The 23,521-nt window shown below is 68.4% G+C and carries 23 protein-coding genes and 1 tRNA gene; 12 read left to right on the plus strand and 12 right to left on the minus strand.

Features of this window, described 5'->3' with window-relative positions; translation table 11 throughout:
* Positions 1-53 precede the first annotated feature (53 nt).
* Genes thrB through argS form a run of 6 tightly spaced genes read right to left on the minus strand, consistent with a single transcriptional unit; the run spans position 54 to position 7,354 of the window.
* A complete protein-coding gene (thrB, locus tag VH571_RS08000) occupies positions 54-1,007 on the minus strand; it encodes a homoserine kinase (RefSeq protein WP_423264068.1) in 954 nt (317 codons plus the stop codon).
* Complete coding sequence (thrC, locus tag VH571_RS08005) at positions 1,004-2,086, minus strand: threonine synthase (RefSeq protein WP_423264069.1); 1,083 nt, start codon at positions 2,084-2,086, stop codon at positions 1,004-1,006. Before thrC ends, thrB begins: the two co-directional genes overlap by 4 nt.
* Entirely contained in the window at positions 2,086-3,405 is a 1,320-nt protein-coding gene (locus VH571_RS08010) for a homoserine dehydrogenase (RefSeq protein ID WP_423264070.1), read from the minus strand. Before VH571_RS08010 ends, thrC begins: the two co-directional genes overlap by 1 nt.
* Positions 3,402-4,868 carry a diaminopimelate decarboxylase gene (gene lysA, locus VH571_RS08015; protein ID WP_423264071.1) on the minus strand — a complete coding sequence of 489 codons (1,467 nt, stop codon included), beginning with the start codon at positions 4,866-4,868 and terminating at the stop codon, positions 3,402-3,404. The genes VH571_RS08010 and lysA overlap by 4 nt, the downstream gene beginning before the upstream one ends.
* Positions 4,865-5,659 (minus strand): DUF2993 domain-containing protein, encoded by a 795-nt coding sequence (locus VH571_RS08020; protein ID WP_423264072.1) that lies wholly within the window; start codon positions 5,657-5,659, stop codon positions 4,865-4,867. The genes lysA and VH571_RS08020 overlap by 4 nt, the downstream gene beginning before the upstream one ends.
* A gap of 3 nt (positions 5,660-5,662) precedes the next feature.
* Complete coding sequence (gene argS / locus VH571_RS08025; RefSeq protein WP_423264073.1) at positions 5,663-7,354, minus strand: arginine--tRNA ligase; 1,692 nt, start codon at positions 7,352-7,354, stop codon at positions 5,663-5,665.
* Between the two features lie 96 nt (positions 7,355-7,450).
* Here argS and VH571_RS08030 point away from each other — a divergent pair, with 96 nt between their 5' ends.
* Entirely contained in the window at positions 7,451-8,029 is a 579-nt protein-coding gene (locus VH571_RS08030) for a hypothetical protein (RefSeq protein ID WP_423264074.1), read from the plus strand.
* A gap of 90 nt (positions 8,030-8,119) precedes the next feature.
* Here the strand turns inward: VH571_RS08030 and VH571_RS08035 are convergent, their stop codons facing one another.
* The 5 genes from VH571_RS08035 to VH571_RS08055 all read right to left on the minus strand — a co-directional run bounded on the left by VH571_RS08035 (position 8,120) and on the right by VH571_RS08055 (position 11,405).
* Complete coding sequence (locus VH571_RS08035) at positions 8,120-8,854, minus strand: gamma-glutamyl-gamma-aminobutyrate hydrolase family protein (RefSeq protein WP_423264075.1); 735 nt, start codon at positions 8,852-8,854, stop codon at positions 8,120-8,122.
* 209 nt (positions 8,855-9,063) lie between these two features.
* On the minus strand, positions 9,064-9,732 hold the full coding sequence (locus tag VH571_RS08040) for a pyridoxine/pyridoxamine 5'-phosphate oxidase (protein ID WP_423264076.1): 669 nt from the start codon (positions 9,730-9,732) through the stop codon (positions 9,064-9,066).
* A 162-nt stretch (positions 9,733-9,894) separates the two neighbouring features.
* A tRNA-Arg gene (locus tag VH571_RS08045) sits at positions 9,895-9,969 on the minus strand.
* A 197-nt stretch (positions 9,970-10,166) separates the two neighbouring features.
* On the minus strand, positions 10,167-10,382 hold the full coding sequence (locus VH571_RS08050; RefSeq protein WP_423264077.1) for a hypothetical protein: 216 nt from the start codon (positions 10,380-10,382) through the stop codon (positions 10,167-10,169).
* A 153-nt stretch (positions 10,383-10,535) separates the two neighbouring features.
* Positions 10,536-11,405: an EamA family transporter gene (locus VH571_RS08055; protein ID WP_423264078.1), complete on the minus strand. Its 870-nt coding sequence runs from the start codon at positions 11,403-11,405 to the stop codon at positions 10,536-10,538.
* A 129-nt stretch (positions 11,406-11,534) separates the two neighbouring features.
* Between VH571_RS08055 and VH571_RS08060 the strand changes: the two genes are divergently transcribed.
* The 4 genes from VH571_RS08060 to VH571_RS08075 all read left to right on the plus strand — a co-directional run bounded on the left by VH571_RS08060 (position 11,535) and on the right by VH571_RS08075 (position 16,293).
* Positions 11,535-13,577: a TPM domain-containing protein gene (locus VH571_RS08060; protein ID WP_423264079.1), complete on the plus strand. Its 2,043-nt coding sequence runs from the start codon at positions 11,535-11,537 to the stop codon at positions 13,575-13,577.
* Between the two features lie 136 nt (positions 13,578-13,713).
* Complete coding sequence (locus VH571_RS08065; protein WP_123944759.1) at positions 13,714-14,472, plus strand: PspA/IM30 family protein; 759 nt, start codon at positions 13,714-13,716, stop codon at positions 14,470-14,472.
* Between the two features lie 64 nt (positions 14,473-14,536).
* Positions 14,537-15,364 carry an arginase family protein gene (locus VH571_RS08070; RefSeq protein ID WP_055958584.1) on the plus strand — a complete coding sequence of 276 codons (828 nt, stop codon included), beginning with the start codon at positions 14,537-14,539 and terminating at the stop codon, positions 15,362-15,364.
* Between the two features lie 98 nt (positions 15,365-15,462).
* Positions 15,463-16,293 carry a crotonase/enoyl-CoA hydratase family protein gene (locus VH571_RS08075; RefSeq protein ID WP_423264080.1) on the plus strand — a complete coding sequence of 277 codons (831 nt, stop codon included), beginning with the start codon at positions 15,463-15,465 and terminating at the stop codon, positions 16,291-16,293.
* Between the two features lie 98 nt (positions 16,294-16,391).
* On the opposite strand, the gene VH571_RS08080 is transcribed toward VH571_RS08075, so the two are convergent.
* Positions 16,392-16,565 carry a CsbD family protein gene (locus VH571_RS08080; protein ID WP_423264081.1) on the minus strand — a complete coding sequence of 58 codons (174 nt, stop codon included), beginning with the start codon at positions 16,563-16,565 and terminating at the stop codon, positions 16,392-16,394.
* A 136-nt stretch (positions 16,566-16,701) separates the two neighbouring features.
* Between VH571_RS08080 and VH571_RS08085 the strand changes: the two genes are divergently transcribed.
* From VH571_RS08085 to VH571_RS08115, 7 genes are all read left to right on the plus strand, one after another.
* Complete coding sequence (locus VH571_RS08085) at positions 16,702-18,105, plus strand: dihydrolipoyl dehydrogenase family protein (protein WP_423264082.1); 1,404 nt, start codon at positions 16,702-16,704, stop codon at positions 18,103-18,105.
* Between the two features lie 6 nt (positions 18,106-18,111).
* A complete protein-coding gene (locus tag VH571_RS08090) occupies positions 18,112-18,465 on the plus strand; it encodes a Fe-S oxidoreductase (protein WP_423264083.1) in 354 nt (117 codons plus the stop codon).
* Positions 18,465-19,310 carry an SDR family NAD(P)-dependent oxidoreductase gene (locus VH571_RS08095; RefSeq protein ID WP_423264085.1) on the plus strand — a complete coding sequence of 282 codons (846 nt, stop codon included), beginning with the start codon at positions 18,465-18,467 and terminating at the stop codon, positions 19,308-19,310. Before VH571_RS08090 ends, VH571_RS08095 begins: the two co-directional genes overlap by 1 nt.
* A 209-nt stretch (positions 19,311-19,519) precedes the next feature.
* Positions 19,520-20,488, plus strand: coding sequence for a siderophore-interacting protein (locus VH571_RS08100; protein WP_423264086.1), 969 nt, complete (start codon positions 19,520-19,522; stop codon positions 20,486-20,488).
* A gap of 21 nt (positions 20,489-20,509) precedes the next feature.
* Positions 20,510-21,568: a FecCD family ABC transporter permease gene (locus VH571_RS08105; RefSeq protein WP_235480916.1), complete on the plus strand. Its 1,059-nt coding sequence runs from the start codon at positions 20,510-20,512 to the stop codon at positions 21,566-21,568.
* The gene (locus VH571_RS08110; RefSeq protein WP_423264087.1) at positions 21,565-22,656 is read left to right on the plus strand and encodes a FecCD family ABC transporter permease; all 1,092 of its coding nucleotides are present in this window, start codon (positions 21,565-21,567) and stop codon (positions 22,654-22,656) included. Before VH571_RS08105 ends, VH571_RS08110 begins: the two co-directional genes overlap by 4 nt.
* Positions 22,656-23,480 (plus strand): ABC transporter ATP-binding protein, encoded by an 825-nt coding sequence (locus VH571_RS08115; RefSeq protein WP_423264088.1) that lies wholly within the window; start codon positions 22,656-22,658, stop codon positions 23,478-23,480. The genes VH571_RS08110 and VH571_RS08115 overlap by 1 nt, the downstream gene beginning before the upstream one ends.
* The last annotated feature ends 41 nt before the right edge of the window (positions 23,481-23,521 follow it).

The following is a 23,521-nucleotide window of genomic DNA, read 5'->3' on the forward strand; positions in this document are numbered from 1 at the left end:
CCGGGAATCCGCTCCTGCCGTGACGAGGTCACTGCCGAAACAGGCAACCGCCTCTAAAGAAGCGGGGTTTCTACCGGGTGCGGCACCACTGTAGCACCCTTGAGATCGACGGCCAGCATGAGCGCGCGCCATGTCGTGACGGAATGCTCTCCGACGAGATCCGCGGCGAACAGCCGCTGGGCGGGGTCGCTTCCGAGAACGAGGAGCGACGGACCGGCACCCGAAACGACTGCGGCCAGCCCCGCGTCGCGGAGCATGCGGATCAGCGTGTCGGTCTCGGGCATGGCACTCGCGCGATAGCTCTGATGCAGACGATCCTCGGTCGCGGCGAGCAGGAGCTCGGGGCTCTGAATCAGCGCGGCGACCAACAGGGCGGAGCGCGACACGTTGAACGTGGCGTCTTCGTGCGGCACGGAGGCCGGCTGGAGGCTCCGGGCGAGCTTCGTCGACAGGGTTGTCTCGGGCACGAAGACCACCGGCGACACACCCCGGTGCACCAGAAGCCGCTTGTGCGCCGGGCCGTCTTTCGTAGTCCAGGCGATCGTGAGACCACCGAACAGGGCCGGCGCGACGTTGTCGGGATGCCCCTCGAGCTCGGTGGCGAGTCGCAGCAGCGTCGATGAATCGACCTCGACGACACCGTCGAGCAGGCCTTTGGCGGCCATGATGCCCGAGACGATCGCGGCCGCGCTGGATCCTAATCCGCGCCCGTGGGGAATGACGTTCGTCGCCGACAGGGTCAGCCCGGGAAGGGGCTGTCCGAGTTGCTCGAAAGCGAACGCGATGGCTCGCACAACCAGATTGGTCTCGTCGGTCGGCACCTCACCGGCGCCGACACCGGTCACGTGGACCGAGACACCAGGATCCGCGCGCGCCGTGACGACCAACTCGTCGTACAGCGACAGCGCGATTCCCAGCGTGTCGAACCCTGGCCCGAGATTGGCGGAGGTGGCAGGCACCTTCACCAGCACGGAACGCCCCGCGAACGAGGCGTACTCTGCTGTCACGCCGACGCTCGCACCAGTCCGAGAACTCCGGCGACCTCGTCGGTGTCGACGCCGACCACCGTCGGTGTAACCTCGCCACCCTCGGGGGTCTTGAGAGCCCACTGCGGGTCTTTCAGACCGTGGCCGGTGACCGTGAGCACGATCGTGGCGCCCTTCGGCACCTGACCGGCTTCGGCGCGCTCCAGCAGACCGGCGACGCTGATGGCCGACGCGGGCTCGACGAAGATGCCCACCTCGGCGGAAAGGATGCGCTGCGCCTCGAGGATCTTGGCATCGTCGATGGCACCGAAGTAGCCGTCGGTGAGCTCGCGCGCCTCGAGGGCGAACTGCCACGAGGCCGGGTTGCCGATGCGGATCGCGCTGGCGATCGTCTCGGGGTGTTTGACGACCGAGCCGCCGACGATGGGAGCACTGCCCGCGGCCTGGAAGCCGAACATGCGCGGCAGCTTAGTCGAGCGGTTGGCGACGAGGTCTTCGCGGTAGCCGCGGGTGTACGCGGTGTAGTTGCCTGCGTTGCCGACCGGCAGGAAGTGGAAGTCGGGGGCATCGCCCAACACGTCGACGACCTCGAAGGCGGCGGTCTTCTGACCCTCGATGCGGTCGTTGTTCACCGAGTTGACCAGGTGCACCGGGTAGTTCTTGGCGAGGTCGCGCGCGATGTCGAGACAGTCGTCGAAGTTGCCCTGGATCTGCAGCAGCTGACCGTTGTGGGCGACGGCCTGGCTGAGCTTGCCCATGGCGATCTTGCCCTCGGGCACGAGCACCGCGGCGGTGATGCCGGCGTGAGCGGCGTAGGCGGCGGCCGACGCAGACGTGTTGCCGGTCGACGCGCAGATGACGGCCTTAGCGCCGTGCTCGACGGCCTTCGAGATGGCCATGGTCATGCCGCGGTCTTTGAACGAGCCGGTCGGGTTGATGCCCTCGTACTTGACGTAGACGTTCGCACCGGTTCGCTCGGAGAGAGCCCGAGCCGGGATCAGCGGTGTGCCGCCCTCACCCAGGGTGACGATCGGGGTCGCCTCCGTGACATCGAGACGGTCGGCGTATTCGCGCAGGACACCCTGCCACTGGTGGGCCATCAGGCTCCTTCGATTCTGAGCACGCTCGTGACGGAGTTCACGACTGCGGCGTTGGTGAGAGCGTCGACCGTGGCGGCGAGCGAAGACTCGCGGGCACGGTGCGTTCCGATGATCAGCGTAGCGGTGGCGGGCCCCTCGTCGCCGCGTGTGACGCCCGCGGTCTGCTGCACGGTCTCGACACTGACGCCGTGCTGGGCGAGGATCCCGGCGACCGTCGCGAGCACCCCGGGCTGATCGGCCACGTCGAGCGTGATCTGATAGCCCGTCGAGACGCTGCCGAGGGGCAGCACGCGGAGGTCGGCGTGGTTCGACTCAGCGAGACCGGGCCCGCCGATCACGTGGCGCCGTGCCGCCGACACGAGGTCGCCGAGCACTGCGGATGCGGTCTCGACTCCCCCGGCACCGGCGCCGTAGAACATGAGATCGCCGGCGGCCTCGGCCTCGACGAAGACGGCGTTCTTGGCGCCGTGGACGGCAGCCAGAGGGTGACCGAGCGGGACGAGAGCGGGATGGACTCGCGCTGCCACCCCAAGCTTGCCGTCGTCGTCCGAGATCCGCTCGCAGATCGCCAGGAGCTTGACGACGTATCCGGCCTTCCGGGCGGCCTCGACCTGTTCGTGGCTCACCCCCGTGATGCCTTCGCGGTGCACCGCGACGAGCGGAACGCTGGTGTGGAAGGCGAGGCTCGCGAGGATCGCTGCCTTCTGCGCCGCGTCGTAGCCCTCGATGTCGGCGGTCGGGTCGGCCTCGGCATAACCGAGATCGGTCGCGATGGCCAGAGCATCGTCGAGCGACTCGCCGAGGGTGTCCATACGGTCGAGGATGAAGTTGGTCGTGCCGTTGACGATGCCCATCACCCGCACGATGGTGTCGCCCGCGAGGCTCTCGCGCAGGGGACGGATGATCGGGATCGCCCCGGCGACAGCGGCCTCGTAGTAGAGCTGAGCGCCGACCTGCTCGGCCGCCTCGAAGAGCTCCGGGCCGTGACTCGCGAGCAGGGCCTTGTTGCCCGTGACCACGTCGGCTCCCGACGAGAGCGCCTGGAGAATCAGGGTCTTGGCGGGCTCGATGCCGCCGATGAGCTCGACGACGATGTCGGCGCCGAGGATCAGCGACTCGGCATCGGTGGTGAACAGCTCTTTCGGCAGGTCGACGTCGCGCTCGGCGTCGAGGTCGCGCACGGCGATCCCGACGAGTTCGAGGCCGGCACCGGCCCGGCCGGCCAGCTCGTCGGCCTGTTCGAGCAGGAGCCTGGCCACCTGGCTTCCGACGGACCCGGCACCCAGAAGGGCGACGCGGACGTTGCGGTATTCGATCATGCGGTTCTCTCTGCTTCGTGTGGTCGAGCGTCGTGCTGCGGGTCGAACCCCGCGTCACGTGCCAGGAGGTCGTCGATGGTCTCGCCGTGGACGATCACGCGGGCGACACCGTCGCGCACCGCGACGACCGGCGGGCGGCCCACGTGGTTGTAGTTGCTGGCGAGACTCCAGCAGTAGGCACCGGTCACGGGCACAGCGACGAGATCGTCGGGTGCCACGTCGCCCGGAAGGTAGTCGGCGAGAACGACGAGGTCGCCCGACTCGCAGTGCTTGCCCGCAAGGCGGACGAGACGAGGATCCGACGCGGAGACCCTCGAGGCGAGCCGGACCGAGTAGTCGGCCGCGTACAGAGCTGTGCGCGCGTTGTCGCTCATCCCGCCGTCGACGCTCACGTAGCGGCGAACAGCGCTCAAGTGCCCATCGGCGCCCGTATCTTCGCCGTCGAGCGATACCTCGACGTCTTTGATGGTGCCGACCGTATAGAGAGTGACGCCGGCGGGCCCGGCGATCACCCGGCCGGGCTCGACCGCGAGTACCGGAATCGGGATGTCGAGTCGGGCGCACTCCGCCGCGACGACGTCGGCGATCCCCGCGGCGAGTTCGGTGATCGGCGCGGCGTCGTCGACCCGGGTGTAGTTGACGCCGAACCCACCGCCGAGGTTTAACTCCGGCAGGTCGCCACCCGCCAGGAGGCTCGCATGCACCTCGAGCAGTCGACGCGCCGCCTCGGCGAAGCCGTCGGTGCCGAAGATCTGCGAGCCGATGTGGCTGTGGAGGCCGAGCAGCCGGAGACCCGCGTGCGAACGGATGGCTGCGACCGCAGCCGGGGTGTCGACGAGGGGAATGCCGAACTTCTGGTCTTCTCTTGCGGTGGCGAGATAGTCGTGGGTCGAGGCGTGCACTCCGCTGTTGACTCGGATCCTGACGTTCTGAACCGTGCCGTGGCGCTCTGCCGCCTCGGCGACGCGGTCGATCTCGAGGAGGCTGTCGATGACGACTGCGCCCACGCCGAGCGAAACCGCCCGGTCGATCTCGGCCCGCGACTTGTTGTTGCCGTGGAAGCCCATCCGCTCGGGCGCGACGCCCGCGGCCAAGGCCACGGCGAGCTCACCCCCGGTGCAGACGTCGACGAAGAGGCCCGCGTCGCTCACCCAGCGCGCGATCTCGACCGACAGGAAGGCCTTGCCCGCGTAGTAGACCTTGGCTCGGGTGCCGATGCGAGCGGCCTCGTCGGCGAAGGCGTCGTGGGCGCCGACGGCACGCGCGCGGAAGTCGGCCTCGTCGACGACGTAGAGGGGGGTGTCGAACCGGGCCGCGAGTTCGGTGGCCGACACGCCGCCGACAGTCAGCGCGCCGTCATCGTCACGACCCGCCGAGGACGGCCAGATGCTTGCGACGAGGTCATTCGCATCGGCGGGAACGTCGAGCCAGGCGGGTGCGAGCGGGTTGGCAGTGGTCGTCATGAGCAGCTCCCTGTTGCGGTGAGGCCGGTCTTCGTCAATGGCAGACCGGCCGAGCGCAAATCGATGGTGACGCCGGAGGGCTTAACCGTCAGCGAGGTCACCCGGGCATTCTTCGGAACGTAGCCAGCCAGGCAGACGGTCTGCGTCGCTGCTCGAAGGGCCGGCGCGAAGACGGCCGGCAGTGCGGCGCCGTTGACCGAGGCGCTCTTCGGCACGACAGACAACTTCGAACCCCCCGCTGCCAGCTTCGGGGTCGCCGTGATCTGGGTCGCGATCGACTGGCCGAGAACCGTCAGCGTCTTGTCGAACGCGAAGTCGCCCGAACCGAGAGAGATCGAACCGCCCAGACCGTTGACAGCCTTGGTCTCGTTGACGGCTTTCTCGGTCACGTGGATCGATGCCTCGACCGGGCCCGTCGTGCCGCCCACCTTGAGGGGGACGTCACTGACATCGGCGGTGAAGGTGAGGGGGATCTTCTGCACCACGAGGTTCGACGACGAGAGAGTCACGTCGTCGAGCGAACCGCTGAGTGCCTGCAGAATCACCGAGAGACCGTGGATCTTGACATCGACCTGACCGGACGACCCGGCCGGCAGAGACGACTCGATCTCTTTCGCGGCACGACCTTCGGCGTAGTTGCGCGCAACGATGTCAGCGACCACGGCGAGGATCGCGCCGATCACCACGAGCGAGATCAGGACGATCATGAAGATCGTGAACCCGCGGCGCTTCTTGACGTTGTGGTTCGGCTCGAGGAAGGCGTCGAGATCGTCGGGTTTCGAGACGCTCATGCCCTACATCCTGTCAGGTGCGGACACGCCGAGGAGGCCGAGGCCGTTGCGAATCACCTGCCCAGCGGCATCGTTCAGCCAGAGGCGTGTGCGGTGGAGGTCGGTGACCTCTTCATCGCCGAGGGGCGTCACGCGGCACGCGTCGTACCAGCGGTGGTAGGTGCCGGCGACCTCTTCGATATAGCGGGCGACGCGGTGCGGCTCGCGCAACTCGGCCGCCTGCTGGACGACTCGCGGCAGTTCGGAGAGTGCTCCGAGCAGCGATGCCTCGGTCGGGTGGGTCAGCAGGGAGGCGTCGAACGCGCTGCGGTCGACCCCGGAGGCACTCGCGTTGCGGGCGACGGCCTGGGTGCGGGCGTGCGCGTACTGCACGTAGAAGACCGGGTTGTCGTTGCTCCGCTTGGTGAGGAGGTCGAGGTCGATGTCGATCATCGAGTCGGCGGAGAACCGCACGAGCGAGTAGCGCCCCGCGTCGACGCCGACCGCATCGACGAGGTCTTCCATCGAGACGACGGTGCCGTTGCGCTTCGACATGCGCACGGGCTCGCCGTCGCGCATGAGGTTGACCAGCTGGCCGATGAGGATCTCGAGGTTGACGCCCGGAGTGTCTCCGAACGCCGCACACATGGCCATCATGCGGCCGATGTAGCCGTGGTGGTCGGCGCCGAGCATGATGATGTTCCGCTCGAATCCTCGCTCGCGCTTGTCGAGGTAGTAGGCGAGGTCGCCCGCGATGTACGCGGCCTCGCCGTCGCTCTTGATGATGACGCGATCGCGGTCGTCGCCGAAGTCGGTCGTCCGCAGCCAGGTCGCGTTGTCGGCCTCGTAGACGTGTCCGAGCTCGCGCAGCCGGGCGATGGCGCGCTCGACGGCCTTCGACTCGTGCAGGGAGTTTTCGTGGAAGTAGACGTCGAAGTCGACGCCGAAGTCGTGCAGCGACTTCTTGATATCGGCGAACATGAAGTCGACTCCGACCGCCCGGAAGAGCTCCTGCGCCTCGTCGCGCGGCAAGTCTCGGACGTCACCGTCGAAGGTCTCGATGACGCGCGCAGCGATCTCGGAGATGTAGACGCCGCCGTAGCCGTCTTCCGGTGTGGGCTCGCCGAGCGCCGAAGCGATCAGGCTGTGGGCGAAGCGGTCGATCTGCGCGCCGTGGTCGTTGAAGTAGTACTCCCGCGTCACGACACCGCCGACCGCCTGGAAGATGCGGGCGAGGCTATCGCCGACGGCAGCCCAGCGGACACCGCCGATGTGGATGGGGCCGGTCGGGTTCGCCGAGACGAACTCGAGGTTGATGGTGACGCCCGCGTAGTAGTCGCTGTTGCCGTAGGCCCCGCCGCTCTCGACGATGGCCTTCGCAAGGGCCCCGGCCGCAGCCGCTTCGAGTGTGATGTTGATAAAGCCCGGCCCAGCGATGTCGACGCTCGCAACGCCGTCGGTCTCCGTCAGCTCGCCCGCGATCTCGGTCGCGAGCTCGCGCGGGTTGGACCCGAGGCGCTTGGCGAACTTCATGGCGATGTTCGAGGCCCAGTCGCCGTGGTCGCGGTTGCGAGGGCGCTCGAGCACGGCGTCGGCGAGGGTCATCTCGACCGGTGCCGCTGCGGCTCCGTCGTCGGCGGTCGCGGTTGCGCGGCGTCGCTCGGCGATCCCCTGGACGATGGCGAGCAGAGAGGCGGAGAGTTCGGCAGGAGTCACGGTCGTCAAGCTTACCGGGCCGTCGCCCGCCTCTTCCGGGGCCGCCGACGGCGATCCGAATCTCCCACCAAGGTGAATGCCGCGAAGATGGAGACCATGCTCACGGCCCCGCGTCTCCTCGCTGTCCGCACCCTGCCCGCTGCCCTCGCGGTGCTCCTCCTCGCCGGCTGCACCGGCGCGGCGCCCGCCGCGTCGAGCTCCCCCACCGCGCCCCGCGCCTCGGCGACCCCGACGGGCGGAGCCGGAGCCCTCACGGCTACGCCGCTGACCGTCGACTGCCAGACGATCGCCCCCGACGCCACGGTCAACGCCGCGTACCCCGGCATGACGCCCGACGAGAAGCCCACTCCCCCGAAGGCCAGCGACGCCGCGGTAATTGGCGGCTACGACGGCACCGTCTGCGGCTGGACCAGCACGACCGGCGGCTCGATGACTCTCGCCGTCGGCCGGTTCGACGACGACAGCCTCACCCGGCTCAAGAACAGCCTGATCACATCGAGCAACGCCGTGCCCACGTACGACGGCGAAGGCTACTTCGACCTCGTCGACGGGGTCGGCACGGCCGAGGCCTTCACCGGGTCGTACTGGATAGTCGCGACGTCTGATGATGCCGTGTTCGGCGAACCCGGCGGGGCCGAGCCGCTGGTCGACGCGGCAATCGCCGGGTTGAAGTAGGTCGGGCCGGATCCTCGGGTCTGGTCTCTACCTTGTGGTCTCTGCCGTGTGGTCTTGGCCGTGAGGTCTCTGCCTTGTCGAGAGACGGTGTCAGGCGGCGACGCGCTCCGGGTTTGCGGTGGGAGCCAGCCCGTCGAGCAGGCGCAGCAGCTGACCGGGCGGGGCCTTGCGGTCTTCGGGGTGCCACTGCACGCCGGTGATCGGTGCGACGCGGTGCTCCACGGCTTCGATCACACCGTCGTCCGCTCGACCCACGATGCCGAGGCCGTTCGCCAGCCCGTCGATGGCCTGGTGGTGGGCGCTCTGCACGTCGACCGAGTCGCCGAGGATCCGGGCCAACCCGCTCGACGATTCGAGCTCGACCCGGTGCGTCGTCATGAGCTCCTCGACCGGGGCTCCTGTGTTCAGGTGCGCCGAGTCGCCGTCGAGGTGTTGAATCAGCGTGCCGCCCAGCGCGACGTTGATCAGCTGGTGCCCGCGGCAGATGCCGAGCAGCGGAGTGCCACGATCGAGGGCGCGGTGCACGAGCGCGATCTGCGCGGCATCCGCCTCTTCGTAGTGGCGACCCTCGCGCCGGTAGCCGCTCTCGCCGCCGTACCACTCAGGGGCGAGATCCTCGCCGCCCATCAGCACGACGGCGTCGGCGCTGTCGGTCAACTGCAGGAGCGTCGATTCGCCCAGATCGGCGGCGCCGTAACGCGTCGCCTCCCAGCCGGTGACCTCGGCGAGACCCTGCACACGACCGTTTAGCGTGTCGACGTACGCGTGGTACTCCGGCGCGTGCGGCCGGAAGCGCGTGACCTCGATGACGGCGAGCGTGTTCATGCCTCCACTCTGCGGCAGGGGCGGCGCTCTTGTCGCGGGTGTGTCGCCCTGTTACGCGTGGGGCGCTGGTGCGTCGCCTACCGAGTTTGGGCGCCCGCCGAATTTGAAGGAGAAGCGATGGGCGTACCCGGCCGGATCCGCATGACTTCGTTGCCGCCCGCGCGTTTTTCCTTAGAATTCGGAACGGCACCGGCTGGCAGAGGGGCGGCTCAGGGCCAGAGGCGGCTGCGGGTCCAGGTCGTGGGCGCGGTCCGGTCGTAGCGCACTCGCACCTGGTCGCGTCCCGTCGTCGCCTGCCAGAACTCGATGCAGGTCGGCACCACCCGGAAGGCCGTCCAGTCGTCGGGGGCGAACTCGTCGTCGTCGGCGATGCGGGCCTTCGCGGCGTCGAGGGCCTGCTGGGCCTCGTTGTCGTCGTCGACGGGGGTGCTCTGCGGCATGGCGATGGCGACGGCGCGCGAGTCGGGGTGTCTCGCGGTGAAATCGGCGACCGACGTCTCGCGAGGGCCGGGGCCGGCATCGCCCAGGATCCTGACCTGCCGCCCCTGCTCCCGCCAGTACAGGGTCAGTGCGACCCGAGGGTTCTCGCGGATCTGCCGACCCTTCGGGCTCAGCGACGAGCTGGCGAACCAGAACGCGTCGTCGACGTCTTTCAGCAGAAGGGTTCGGGCGCTGACCGTACCGGCGTGGTCGACCGTCGAGAGCGTCATCGCCTGTGGTTCGGTCACGCCCCCCTCGACTGCCGTCTCGAGCCAGTCGACGAAGAGGTCCATCGGCGATTCGGGAACGGATTCAGGATCCAGCCCGGCCACATCGGGGGAAGACTTCTTGGCCCTTTTGAGCAGCTGGCGAATGGAGGGGGTGTCGTCGGTGGTCATGCGTCGAGCCAACACCCTCGCGGTTGGCAAGCGCCGCGCGGCGGAAACACACGCTCTGTCACGCCGCATTAGCGCCGCGTGGCGGAACGACACGCGCGAACAAGCACGCACCGCTTCGTCGCTGGGAGTGAGCGCCAGCGAACGAACAGCGAGAACACGAAGTGGTGCCCCCAGCTGGATTCGAACCAGCGCCCCTGCCTCCGGAGGGCAGTGCTCTATCCCCTGAGCTATGGGGGCCAGGAGCGTGGACAACGTTAGCAGTTCCGGGACGGGCACTCGCGCACCGGGCGCCGATTTGCGAGCGATCCGGGCTCCCAGCGCCACCGGCCTCGGCGCGTCGAGGCGAATCGCTCGCAAATTGGCGGGGCCCGGGTTTAAACGACGAACGACCCGCCGCCGAAGCGAGGGCCGTTCGTGGGGTAGAGCGATTCAGATCAGCTGTACGTCAGAGCGATCACGGCGACGTCGAGGCTGCCGTAGGCACCCTCGGCTCGTGTCGCACTGCGAACTCGACCCCGAAGCACTTCGAAGCGACCGTCGTTCTCCCGAATGAATCCGATGACTCCGGCTGTCGGCGTCGACACCCGGCAGTACCCCTCGCCGAGTGGAACTACCTCGGCGGATGATGTGCGTTCCAGAACAGCTCCCATGGTGTTCCCTTCAACAACGTTGTCCGTCCCGTGTTCTGCAGGACCGTCTGTAGCTAAGGCTACTCCCGAGCCGGGGTACACAGCTCTACGGATCTCCACGGAAAACGCTGTGTATGGGCGGAATTCGGGTGACAATTCACGCTGGGCGCTCCGTCAAGCGCTGGTTGGGGGCGGGGCCGGTGGCCCGACTCGCCTCACGGTGAGGGTGACGCCGACGCTGGCGATCGTCACGAGCGCGATCGCGACTATCTCGCGCGGAGTGAGGGCCTGCCCGATCACGGCGAAACCGGCCAGAGCCGCCACTGCAGGGCCGAGGCTCGACAGCACACCGAACACGCGAGTGGGCAGCGCCCTAAGAGCGATCATCTCGAGCGCGTAGGGCAGGGCCGAGGTCAGTACGGCGACCCCGATGAAGATCGGAACAAGACGAGGATCCGAAGCGATGGCCGTCGCGGCTCGACCCGCGCCGAAGGGGATGACGACGACTGCAGCCACGACGACCGCCACCACGAGTCCGTCGATTCCCGCGATCGCTTTGCCGGCGCGACTGTTGGCGACGATGTAGAGGGCCCAGAAGGCGGCGGCGCCGAAGGCCAGCACGACTCCCCCGAGAGCGACGCTGCCCGAGGAGCCGAGCCCCAGCAGCAGAACACCGCAGAAGGCGATGAGCGCCCAGGCGGCGTCGCGGATCCTTCGGGTCTGTACGAGGGCGAGCACGAGCGGGCCGGTGAACTCGAGCGTGACGGCGACTCCCAGCGGAATCCGGTCGAGGGCGAGGTAGATGAGCGAGTTCATGCCCGCGAGGGCGATTCCGAGCACGATCGCCGCCAGCCACTGCGTGCGCGACCAGTGCCGAACTCGAGGCCGGACGACGATCAGAAGGATGACCGCCGCGAAGCCCAGACGAAGGGCTGCCGCGCCGGTCGGGCCTACCTCGTCGAAGTGGGTGCGCGCCACCGCGCTGCCGAATTGAACGGAGAAGATCGCGGTCACCGCGAGCAGTGGAGCGGGTACGCGGGGCACCTGTCAATTAACGCATACCGGCGTCGGGGGGCGTCGCTAGACTCCGAAAAGCGGCATGTTTACAACGAAGTGACTGCCCCGCGCACGGCTCTTTTCGTGTGCCGGGCGGTCTGACCCACGGGGAGTCACGTGTTCGGTACCACCAGCAGCAGCACCGGTCTTCGTCTCGGTCGGGGTCGTCGTACCGGCCGTGGAGTGCCCCTGGTCGTTGTCGGCCTCGTGCTCGGCGTGTTCGGTGTAGCCCTGGGCCCGGCCCTCGCGGCTGAGGCCACCGCTCCCGTCGACTTCAATGGCGCCTACGTCGTCGACGAGGCCGGGGTGCTCAGCTCCGCCGATACCAGCGAGATCACGGCGGCCGTCGACAAGCTGCAGGCCGACACAGGCATCAATCTGCTCGTCGCCTTCGTGCCCGAGTTCACCAGCCCCACCGACCGCGTCGAATGGGGTGCCGCAACAGCGCAGCAGAACTCCCTCGGCGAGAACGACATCCTGCTGTCGGTCGCGGTCGACGACAAGCTCTATGACGTCTCGAAAGACTCCAATTCGACCCTGACGGATGCGAAGCTCGGCGACATCGAGACGAATGACCTCGTGCCCCAGCTCCGAAGCGGCGAGTGGGCCGCAGCCGCCGTTGCGATGGCGAATGGCATCGACAAATCGGAGGGCCCGGCCGATCTCAGCTGGATCCCGATTGCGCTCCTCATTGTTGTGCTCGTGATTGCCGCCATCGTCGCTTTCGTGGTGATTCGGCGTCGACGGTCAGCCAAGGCCCTCGGCGCGAAGCAGCAGGCCGAACAGACGGCCCTCGACCGCCGCGCCGGCGACCTGCTCGTCGGTATCGACGATCAGATCACCCAGGCGTCGCAGGAGGTCGGTTTCGCGGCGGCCCAGTTCGGCGACTCGGCGGCTCAGCCGTTCGCCGAGGCGGTGCGCTCGGCCAAGGCGAAGGCGGCGCAGGCCTTCGAGCTCCGTCAGAAACTCGACGACGAGGTGCCCGACACCCCGGAGCAGAAGCGCGAGTGGACCACACAGATCATCGAGCTCTGTGAGAGCGCCCACGCCGACATCGAGGCGCAGTCGGCGGCGTACGACAAGCTCCGCGCCTCGGAGGCGACGGTCACCGAAGACACCGCCCGACTCCGCACCGACGCCGCGGCGCTCCAGGTTCGTGCCCAGGCGGCCGAGACAGCGCTCTCCGCGCTCTCGACGACATACAGCGCCCGCGCCGTCTCGAGCATTTCTGGCAACCCCGATCAGGTCGACCGCCTGCTCGAGTTCGTCGCCGACACTGCAACCAAGGCCGAGGCATCCATCGTTGCCGGCAACCCCGGTGAGGCCGTCGGCTCGGTGCAGGCCGGCCGGCAGGCACTCGCCCAGATAGACCAGCTGCTCACAGCGATCGACTCCGCCGGCGAGACGTTGCGGACGGCACAGTCGACCATTGACGCTGCCAGCGCCGACCTCCGATCCGACCTCCAGGTGGCCGCCACGGTGCCTAGCGGTCCGACGAGCTCCGCTGTCGACCTGCCCGGAGCGGTCGCCGACGTCAAGGGGGCTCTCGGCTACGCCGAGGCGACTCGCGACGACCCCCTTGCCGTGCTGGATCGACTCACGACGGCGAACACCCGCATCGACGCCGCCATGGCGCAGATCCGCGAGACCGCGGTCGCGCAGCAGCGGGTCCAGGCCACTCTCGACCAGGCTCTCCTCGCCGCCCGCAGCCAGGTCAGCTCCGCCCGAGACTTCATTGAGACCCGGCGCGGTGCAATCAGCGCCGGGCCGAGAACCCGACTCTCGGAGGCCGAGCGTCACCTGTCGAGTGCCGTCTCACAGGCACCCACCAACCCACAGGCCGCCGTGGCGGAGGCGCAGCAGGCCTCCGCGATGGCCGACGCAGCGATGCGAGACGCCGACTCCGAGGTCGGCAGCTACCAGCAGGGCATGCTGGGTGGAGGCGGAGGCCTCCTCGGCGGTCGCGGCGGCGGAGGAGCCAACCTCGGCGGCATCCTCACGGGCGTGATCATCGGCGGGCTGCTGAACGGTGGTGGCGGCGGCTTCGGGGGCGGCGGGTTCGGCGGAGGCGGAGGCGGCTTTGGCGGAGGTGGCGGCGGCTTCGGCGGAGGAGGCGGAGGCGGCGGAGGCGGCCGCGAATCCAGCGGAGGTCGCTTCTGACCGGGCGCCCACGCTCCCGGCCCCGACAGCCCCGGCACCGACGGCCCAACACTTACAGGCCCAGCACTGCCAGAAGTAAGGCAAGCGACAGTACAAACGGCCTCGCGATCGCGAGGCACCACGAAAGGGAACCAGGATGGCAAAGCAGTCGATCTTCGGGCGCATCGCGCAGCTCACGAAGGCCAACATCAACAACCTCATCGACCAGGCTGAAGATCCGAAGCTGATGCTCGACCAGCTCGTTCGCGACTACACCAACAGCATCGCCGACGCGAAGAGCGCCGTCGCCGAGACCATCGGCAACCTGCGTCTCCTCGAGCAGGATCACACCGAAGACGTCGAGGCGGCTGCCAACTGGGGCACGAAAGCCCTCGCCGCCAGCAAAAAGGGCGACGAGCTCCGCACCTCAGGCAACTCGACCGAGGCCGACAAGTTCGACAACCTCGCCAAGGTCGCCATCGGGCGCCAGATGTCGGCGGAAAAAGAGGCCAAAGACGCCGAGCCCACCATCGCGCAGCAGACGGAGGTCGTGGCCAAGCTCAAGACCGGCCTCACGCAGATGGAAGAGAAGCTCCGCGACCTCAGCAACAAGCGCAACGAGCTCGTGGCCCGCTCGAAAATGGCCGAAGCGCAGGGCAAGGTCAACGACGCTATCGGCAGCATCAACGTGATGGATCCCACCAGCGACCTGGGGCGGTTCGAAGACAAGATCCGTCGCGAAGAGGCGAAGGTGATGGGCCAACAAGAGCTGCAGGCGTCGAGCCTCGATGCGCAGTTCGAGAGCCTCGACGACCTCGGCGCCGAGACCGAGGTGGAGGCGCGGCTCGCGCAGCTCAAGCTCGGTGGTGGCGCCGCCCCGGTCGAGCACTGGGAGAGCAAGCCGCTCGGATCCTGAATTTCTCGGTGCCCCGGTCGAGCCGGACTCGGCTCGTCCGAGGGCACCGTGCCACACTGGCCGCATGAGGTTCGTCGCAGTTCCGCAATGGCAGGGTTCACCGTCGTCGCGAGCCATGAGGCTGGTCGATGGAGCGAACGCCATTCTCGGCGATCTGCCCGCCAAAGCCACCTCGGTGATCGAGGTGCCGCCCGGTGCTGGCGACGGTGTGGGCACGAGCATCCACCGTCTCTCGGCTGTGTCCGCGGTCGCTCGGGCTCTCGCCGACGAGCTCTCCCGTAGCGACGACCCGGCGTTGGTCGTGGGCGGCGACTGCGGCATCGAGTTCGCCGCGGTCCGCACCGTTCTCCGTGACGACACCGCGGTGGTCTGGTTCGACGCCCACCCCGACGTGCACTCGCCCGAGACGAGCGAAAGCGGAGCATTCAGCGGGATGGTGCTCGGAGCACTGCTCGGTCGCGCCGACATCGAGCTCGCCTCGATCGGGATCGATCCGCCGCGCGTGCAACTCTCGGCCGATCGAGTCGTGCTCGCGGGCGCCCGAAGCTTCGACGAAGCCGAAGACTCCTACGTCGAGGCCACCGGCATGCGTTCCGTCGGCGCGTTCGACCTGGTCCCCGAGGAGGTCGTCGAGGCTGTCGCTGCCACCGGTGCGACCTCCGTGTACATCCACGTCGACCTCGACGTGCTTGACCCCGCTGCCTTCGCCGGACTCCTCGACCCGCAGCCGTTCGGCCTCGAGCCAGCGACGCTGATCGCCACCATCCAAGCGCTTCGGGCCCGATTCGACCTGGTGGGGGCAGGCATCTGCTCGTTCGCGCCGGCGAACGACGACGCTGCGGCCGACGACATGAGCACGATTCTGCGGGTGATCGGAGCGATCGCCCGCTGAGCGGGCCCTCAGCCTACGAAACCGGCCGAACTGGGCCCAGAAGTGCCAGAAATGCCCGAATTCGTAGGCTGACGGATCGGTGATCCTACGATGAGGGCATGAGCCCCGCCTCCAAGTCCAAGGCCGCCATCGCGGCCCTTCCCGACGATCGCCCGCGCGTCAGCGTCGAACGCGACGGCCACGTCCTCCTCATCGGCCTCGACCGCGAAGAGAAGCGCAACGCCGCCGACCTTCGCATGCTCCGCGAGCTGAGCCTCGCCTTCGGGCTGCTCGACCGCGATCCCGACCTCTGGTGCGGCCTCGTCTTTGCCCACGGGGAGCATTTCACCGCCGGTCTCGACCTCGGCGACGTCGCCCGGGCCGTCACCGCCGACGGGCTCGACATCGTTCCCGAGGGGGGCCTGCACCCGTGGCAGGTCGACGGCACGCAGCTCACGAAGCCGCTGGTGATGGCAGTTCAGGGCACCTGTCTGACGCTCGGCGTCGAGCTCGCCCTGGTGAGTGACATCGTGATCTCGGCGAAGAACGCGCGCTTCGGCCAGATGGAGGTGCGGCGCGGAATTCTGCCGTTCGGCGGCGCGACCACACGGTTTCCGGCGCGGGTCGGATGGGGCAACGCCATGCGCTGGATGCTCACCGGCGAGACCTTCGACGCGAAAGAGGCCCTCCGCATCGGCCTGGTTCAAGAGGTCGTGTTCAACGATCAGGTCTACAACCGCGCGATCGACATCGCTCACCGGGTCGCGGCCCAAGCACCGCTCGCCGTGCAGGCAACGCTCGCCAACGCCAAGCTCGCCGGCCGGGAAGGCGAGGAAGCAGCCCACGCCGCGCTGCAGGGCGAGCTCGTTCGGTTGATGGCGACCGACGACTCGAAGCTCGGGATGACGTCGTTCCGGAACCGTGGGGAAGCGGAGTTTACGGGGCGGTAGAGCAGAGGATCCGCGGATCCTCGTGGTCATTCGGCCGAGACGCACGAAAGCCCGCCACCGCGCTTCGCGGGACGGGCTTTCGTGAGGGGAGCTAGATGTCAGCTCTTGAAGACGTCTTTCACGTCTTCGCCGGTCTTCTTCACTGAAGCGGAGGCCTGGTCTTTGTGACCCTCAGCTTCGAGGTTCTCGTTGTCGGTCTTGTCGCCGATGACCTCTTTGGCCTTGCCAGCGATGTCTTGTGCTGCGTTCTGGATCTTGTCTCCGAGTGCCATGAGTGCCTCCTCGTCGCGATGAATTGACACGGGTCCGTGTCTGAAATGGAAAGTACTCCCTGTCCCCCATGCCGCTCTCAGCGAATACTCCGGGATGACACGCGCGGGGTCGACGGCGGGGCGATACGTTCGTGTCATGACCACTACCTACGACCTCATCGTGATCGGAGCCGGCGCGGTCGGCGAGAACGTGGCGGACTACGCCACGCGCAATGGCCTCAAGGTCGCCCTCGTCGAAGCCGAGCTCGTCGGCGGTGAGTGCTCCTACTGGGCGTGCATGCCGTCGAAGGCCCTGCTCATGAGCTCGACCGTGCTCGATGCCGCCAAGGCAGTCGGCGGTGCCCGCGAGGCCGTTACCGGCGAGGTCGACGTGCAGGCCGTCCTGAACCGCCGCAACTCGTTCACTAGCAACTGGAACGACTCGTCACAGGCCGACTGGGTATCGGGAGCCGGCATCGATCTAATCCGCGGGCACGCGACCATCACGGGCGTGAAAGAGGTCACCGTCGACGGCGCCGTCTACACGGCCACCCACGCCGTCGCCGCGGTCACCGGGTCGAGCGCCCTGCTCCCCGACATCGCCGGTCTTGCCGAGGCGAAACCGTGGACAAGCCGCGAGGCGACCAGCCAGCAGAGCATTCCCCAGAGCCTGATGATCATCGGCGGCGGGGTCGTCGCGGCCGAGATGGCGACGGCGTACCAGCAGCTTGGAGCCAAGGTGACTATCGCCTCGCGCAGCGGCCTCCTCGGCGGCCAGGAGCCCTTCGCCGGTGAGTTCGTCACCGAGGCACTGACGGCTCTCGGCGCGGACGTGCGGTTGAACACGTCGCCCACCGGCGTCGTGCGCACCGAGCACGGCCTGGTCGAGACCACCCTCGACTCGGGTGACGTCGTCATCACCGACGAGATCCTCGTCGCTACCGGCCGAGTCCCCCGCACCTCCGACCTCGGCCTCGAGAATGTCGGCCTGACACCGGGCGACTGGCTCGAGGTCGACGACACCCTTCTCGTGCACGGCACCGACTGGCTCTACGCTGTCGGCGACGTCAACCACCGCGCACTCCTCACCCACCAGGGCAAGTACCAGGCGCGCGCTGCCGGCGAGGTCATCGCGGCCCGCGCGAAAGGAACCGACCTGCACACCGAGCCGTGGGGTGCTCACGTCGCGACGGCCGACAATGCCGCCGTACCGCAGGTCACTTTCACCAGCCCCGAGGTGGCGAGCGTCGGTCTGACCGCCGACGCCGCCGGCAAGCAGGGCATCGACGTCAAGGTGATCGACTACGACCTCGCGGGGGTCGCCGGCTCGGCGTTGAAGTCGGACAGCTACAAGGGTCAGGCGCGCCTCGTCATCGACGAGTCGCGCAAGGTCATCGTCGGCGCCACCTTTGTGGGCCCCGAGGTCTCCGACCTGCTGCACGCCGCGACCATCGCCGTCGTCGGCGAGGTGCCGATCGACCGCCTCTGGCACGCCGTCCCCTCGTACCCGACGGTCAGCGAGGTCTGGCTTCGACTTCTCGACACGTACGGGCGCCCGTAGCCCGCGATGAAGAACCCTCTGCTCGACTCTTCGGTCTCTCGCGCGGGAGCTGCGTTCGCCACGGCGGTCGGGCTCGCCGTGGGTGTGCCGTTGAGCATCGGGCGGGTGCGGGTCGAGGGCGACCTCATCGTCTGCCGGGGTCTGCCCCGCTGGGCATTCCGGCGCGGGGGCTCCTGCATCGGCCGGGTGTACCTGACCCGAGACAACGACGGCCCCGACGTGCTCGAGCACGAGGCCGTTCACGTCGCTCAGTGGCGCCGATACGGAATGCTCATGCCGCTCCTGTACGCGATCGCGGGACAGGATCCACGTAAGAACCGATTCGAGGTCGAAGCCGGTCTCGAGAAGGGCGGCTACTAATGACCTCAGGATCCGCGCACGACCCCCGCACCATCATCATCACCGGCGCCTCGAGCGGAATCGGCAAGAAGGCCGCGGTCGCCCTCGCCGCGGGCGGTGCGACCGTCGCGGTCGTCGGCCGGAACCCCGAACGCACGCGGGCTGTCGCCGAGGAAGTCGGTGGCATCGCCTACGTCTGCGACTTCGACCGACTCGACGCCGTGCGCGAGCTTGCGCAGAAGCTGCTCGACGCTCACCCGCGCATCGACGCACTGGCGAACAACGCCGGCGGGCTGGTCAGCCAGAGGGCGGTGACCGCCGACGGCTTCGAGCGCACGCTGCAGTCGAACCATCTCGCGCCGTTCTTCCTGACTCGTCTGCTGCTGCCCCGGATCCTCGAGTCCGATGGTCGAGTGATCTCGACTTCCAGTGCCGCGAACATGTTCGGCCGCGTTCGACTCGACGACCTGAACTGGGGCAAACGCCCCTGGCTCGGCGGCTGGGGCGCCTACGGCACGAGCAAGCTGCTGACGAACATGTTCATCTCGCAGTTGGCCGCACGGTCGCGGGTGAAGGCGTTTGCGTTCCACCCCGGAATCGTGACGACGTCGTTCGGCATGAACTCGGCCACGATGCGGGTCGTCAGTTCGGTCACGAACGGTCATTACGGCATCTCGGCGGACGCGGGCGCTGTCCCTCTGATTCAGCTGGCCGGGCCGACGACGATCGGCGTTCCGAGCGGCACCTACTTCGACCAGCTGAAACCGTTCGGCCGACAGGCGCCGCAGGCGAAGAACACCATGCTCGCCGAAGTGGTGTGGGAGCGGACGTCGGAGATGGTCGGCCTGCCGGCGTCGCTCGACTGAGCCGCGCTAGCCCATCGTGGGCGCCGAGAGTACGCAAATGGCCCTTCTGGCGGTGGTGAGGGGCCATTTGTGTACTCTCGGCGATCGCACCCCATGTGTGGCGGCCGGGCCAATGCAGGCAGGGCTGATCTGGCAGCCAAGCTTGCAACTCCCTCCAGATCGAGACAGGTCGTTCGGTTCCGTCAGGTAAGGCATGCCATAGTTAGGGTGTGCTTACCTCCGAGACGAACCGACCGGCCCCGGCTCGACCCGCCACTGCCCGACCGGCCCCGGCCCGCCCCGCACATCGGTCGTTCCGTGTCTCCGTCAAGCGGGTCAGGCGCCTCAGCCCGAGCTTCGTGCGCATCACGTTCACCGGCGACGATCTCGGCGACTTCGGCGACGAGGGTCTCGACCAGCGCATCAAGATCGTGCTGCCTCTGCCCGAGTCGGGGTACGACACGTTCCCGGTCGACGACGACTGGTACGGCGCCTGGCGACAGCTGCCCGACGGAGCCCGGCACCCGCTCCGTACCTATACGGCGCGTGCCATTCGCCCGGCCGAGCGCGAAGTCGACGTCGATTTCGTCTCCCACGGCGACACCGGGCCAGCCTCGGCGTGGGCGAATCATGCGAACGTCGGCGACGACATGATGCTGATCGGGCCCGACGGAACGAGCGGCTGGTCGGGATCCGGCATCGAGTGGAAGCCCGCCGGAGCCGCAACGACGCTTCTGGCCGGAGACGAAACTGCCGTGCCGGCCATCGCAGCGATCTTGAACCAGCTGCCGGGCGAAGCCCAGGGGTGCGTGTTTCTCGAAGTGCCCACCACGGCCGACGCACTCGACCTCGTCAAGCCCGACGGCGTCCACGTCGAGTGGCTCGATCGCGAGGCCGACCCTGCGGCGCATGGAACCAAGCTCATCGACGCCGTCCGCAACTGGACGAGCCGCTACCTCACGGCCACGCACCACGGCAAAGCGATCGACCCGGCCACGCTCAAAGACGTCGACATCGACCACGACATCCTCTGGGAGGTGCCGGAGGGCCGCGACCTCTCCGGCCAGTTTTACGCGTGGCTTGCCGGTGAAGCCCAAGCGATCAAGACGCTCCGCCGCTTCCTGGTCAGCGAGGTCGGCATCGACCGCAGTCAGGTGGCCTTCATGGGGTACTGGCGCGTCGGCAAGTCGGAGAACTGATGCAGCCGACAAGCACGACCCGTGGCTGAGGCCACGACTACCCCGCGCACCGGCCTGAGCTCGCGAGAAACATCCGCACGTCGCCCGAGGCCGAGTGCTGCTCGTCTGGCACCGGGTCTCGCTCTCGCCGCCGGGATCCTCGCCCTCGTCCTTCTTCTCAGCGTCGCCGTGGGCACGTACTACGTGCCGCTCCCCCGCGTTTGGCAGGCGCTCGTCGACCCCGGCACGAGTTACGCCGACACGGTGGTGCAGTCGAGGATCCCGCGGACCGTCCTCGGCCTCCTCGCCGGAGCCGCGCTCGCCGTCTCCGGGGTCATCGTCCAAGGCCTCACGCGCAACCCGCTCGGCGATCCGGGCCTCCTCGGCGTCAACGTGGGCGCCGCCGCGGCGATCGTCACCGGCATCGCTTTCTTCGGTGTCGGCACCGGCTCCGAGCGGGTGTGGCTCGCTCTTCCCGGCGCTCTGGTCGCGGTGGTCGCCGTCTATGCGCTCGGCTCCAGCCGGCGAGGCACCACTCCGGTCAAGCTCGTCCTGGCCGGTGCAGTCATCACCGCGATCCTCAGCGCCTACATCCAGGCGATCACGCTCACCCACCCGAATGCCTTCAACAGCTACCGGTTCTGGGTGCTCGGCTCGCTGGCCGGGCGTGACGCCCAGTTGATCGGGCAGACGCTTCCCTACCTCGTCGCCGGGTTCGCGCTCGCAGCCCTGCTGCCGGGATCCTTGAATGCGCTCGCCCTCGGCGACGACACCGCGACGTCGCTCGGCGCGAAGGTCGGCCGCACCCGTATCCTCGGTGGTCTCGCAGCCGCCCTGCTGTGTGCCGGAGCGACGGCCGCCGTCGGTCCGATCGCGTTCATCGGGCTCGCTGTGCCCCATATCGTTCGCAGCTTCACGGGCGGCGACCACCGCTGGCTCCTCCCCTTCTCGGCGCTGCTCGGGCCCGCGATGCTGCTGCTGGCCGACATCGTCGGCCGCGTCATCGCGAGCCCGCAGGAGCTCGAGGTCGGCGTCGTGACCGCGTTCCTCGGCGCTCCGGTGCTGCTGTGGGCCGTGCGCAGGATCCGAGGGCGCGAGTGAGCGCCGGAAGGTCGCGGCCGGGGATCGCCCCCGACGCCGCTCTGAGCTCGACCGCGACGAGGCGACCCGTCGTCCGCGTCGGATCCTGGTTGAGCCTGCCCTATCGGCGTCGGTCGGTTGTCGTGGGAGGAATCCTCGCCCTCGGCGTTCTGCTGCTCGCCCTCCTGACGCTCACCCTCGGCACCCTCGGCATCCCGCTGACCGAGCTTCCCGCCGCGATCGCGAGCCCTGAACCGGGCCGCACCGAGTTCGTCCTCAATGTCCTCCGGGGCCCGCGTCTCGTGACCGCGATCGGCACCGGTGCGGCTCTCGGCGTCGCGGGGGCGCTGTTCCAGACGGTGACACGGAATCCGCTCGGGAGCCCGGACGTGATCGGGCTCGGTGCGGGAGCGAGTGCCGGTGCCGCCTGCTTCGGATTGCTGCTGCCGGGGATCCTGCCCGTACCCGCCGGCGCCCTCGTGGGAGCACTGGTCGCGATGAGCCTCGTGTGGCTCGGCACCGGGCGGGGCTTCTCGTCGCCCGGCCGAATGATCCTCGTCGGCATCGCCGTCTCGGCCATGGCCGTCGCCTTCGTTCAGTACGTCACCACGCGCGTCAATCAGCAGGAGGCGACGACCCTCGCCGCCTACATCAGTGGCACGCTCGCCGACCGCGACTGGGGCGACGCGACCGAGATCTGGGTCGCCGTCATCGTGCTCGTTCCTTTCGCACTGCTTCTCGGCCGACGCCTCGACCTGGTCGAGATGGGAGACGACCTCGCCGACTCGCTCGGGGGCCGCTCATCGCTGACCCGCACCCTCGTCGTGCTCGTGGCTATCGGTCTCGGCACGGCAGCCGTGGCCGCGACGGGTCCGATCTCGTTCGTCGCCCTGACCGCACCGCAGGTCGCCCGACGGCTCGCGAAGGCACCGGGGGCCGGGATCCTGCTCGCCGCGCTCTTCGGCGCCGTCATCCTCATGGCCGCCGATCTGCTCGTGCAGCAGTCGCCGTTCGGCGCGCAACTACCGGTCGGGCTCCTCACGGCGATGGTGGGCGGCGTCTACCTCGGGTATCTGCTGCTCCGCGAATGGAAGAAAGGGACCATCTGATGTCCGCTAACCTCTCTGCTCCCGCTACCGGTGCCGCGCCGAGTTCGCTCACCGCCACCGGCCTCCGGCTCGCCTACGACGACCGGGTGATCGTCGACGGTCTCGACTTCGACGTTCCGGCCGGGGAGCTCACCGTGATCATCGGCCCGAACGCGTGTGGCAAGTCGACGCTGCTCAAGGCCCTCGCCCGCACGCTGAAGCCCTCCGCCGGGCAGGTGTCGCTCGACGGCAAGCCGCTCTCGTCTTACCGCAGCAAAGACATCGCCAAGCGGCTCGGCATGTTGCCGCAGAGCCCGATCGCCCCCGAGGCGATCACGGTGCGCGACCTCGTCGGTCGAGGGCGCTTTCCGCACCAGGGGGTGTTCCGGCAGTGGTCGGTCTCAGACGAGGCGGCCTGTGACCGGGCGATGGCGTCGACCGGGGTGGCCGAGCTCGCCGACCGGCAGGTCGCCGAGCTGTCGGGAGGACAGCGCCAGCGCGCCTGGATCGCGATGGCGCTGGCGCAAGAGACGGAGCTGCTATTGCTCGACGAGCCGACCACCTTCCTCGACATCGCCCACCAGTACGAGGTGCTCGAGCTCGCGGCACGTCTGCACCGGGAGGGCCGTACGCTCGTCGTGGTGCTGCACGACCTCAACCAGGCCGCGCGCTATGCGACCCACCTCGTCGTCATGAAGGAGGGGGCGATCGTCGCCCAGGGTGCTCCGGGCGAGATCGTGACGGCGCAGCTCGTCGACGAGGTGTTCGGATTGCCGTGCCAGATCATCGACGACCCGCAGTCGCACACGCCAATGGTGGTGCCGCTGGCGGCTGCCGCTCGCTGACAGGGCCGCAAATTCGAGAGCGATCCCGGCAACGAGAGGCA

The sequence above is a fragment of the Frondihabitans sp. 4ASC-45 genome, assembly GCF_049472575.1.
Lineage (GTDB): Bacteria > Actinomycetota > Actinomycetes > Actinomycetales > Microbacteriaceae > Frondihabitans.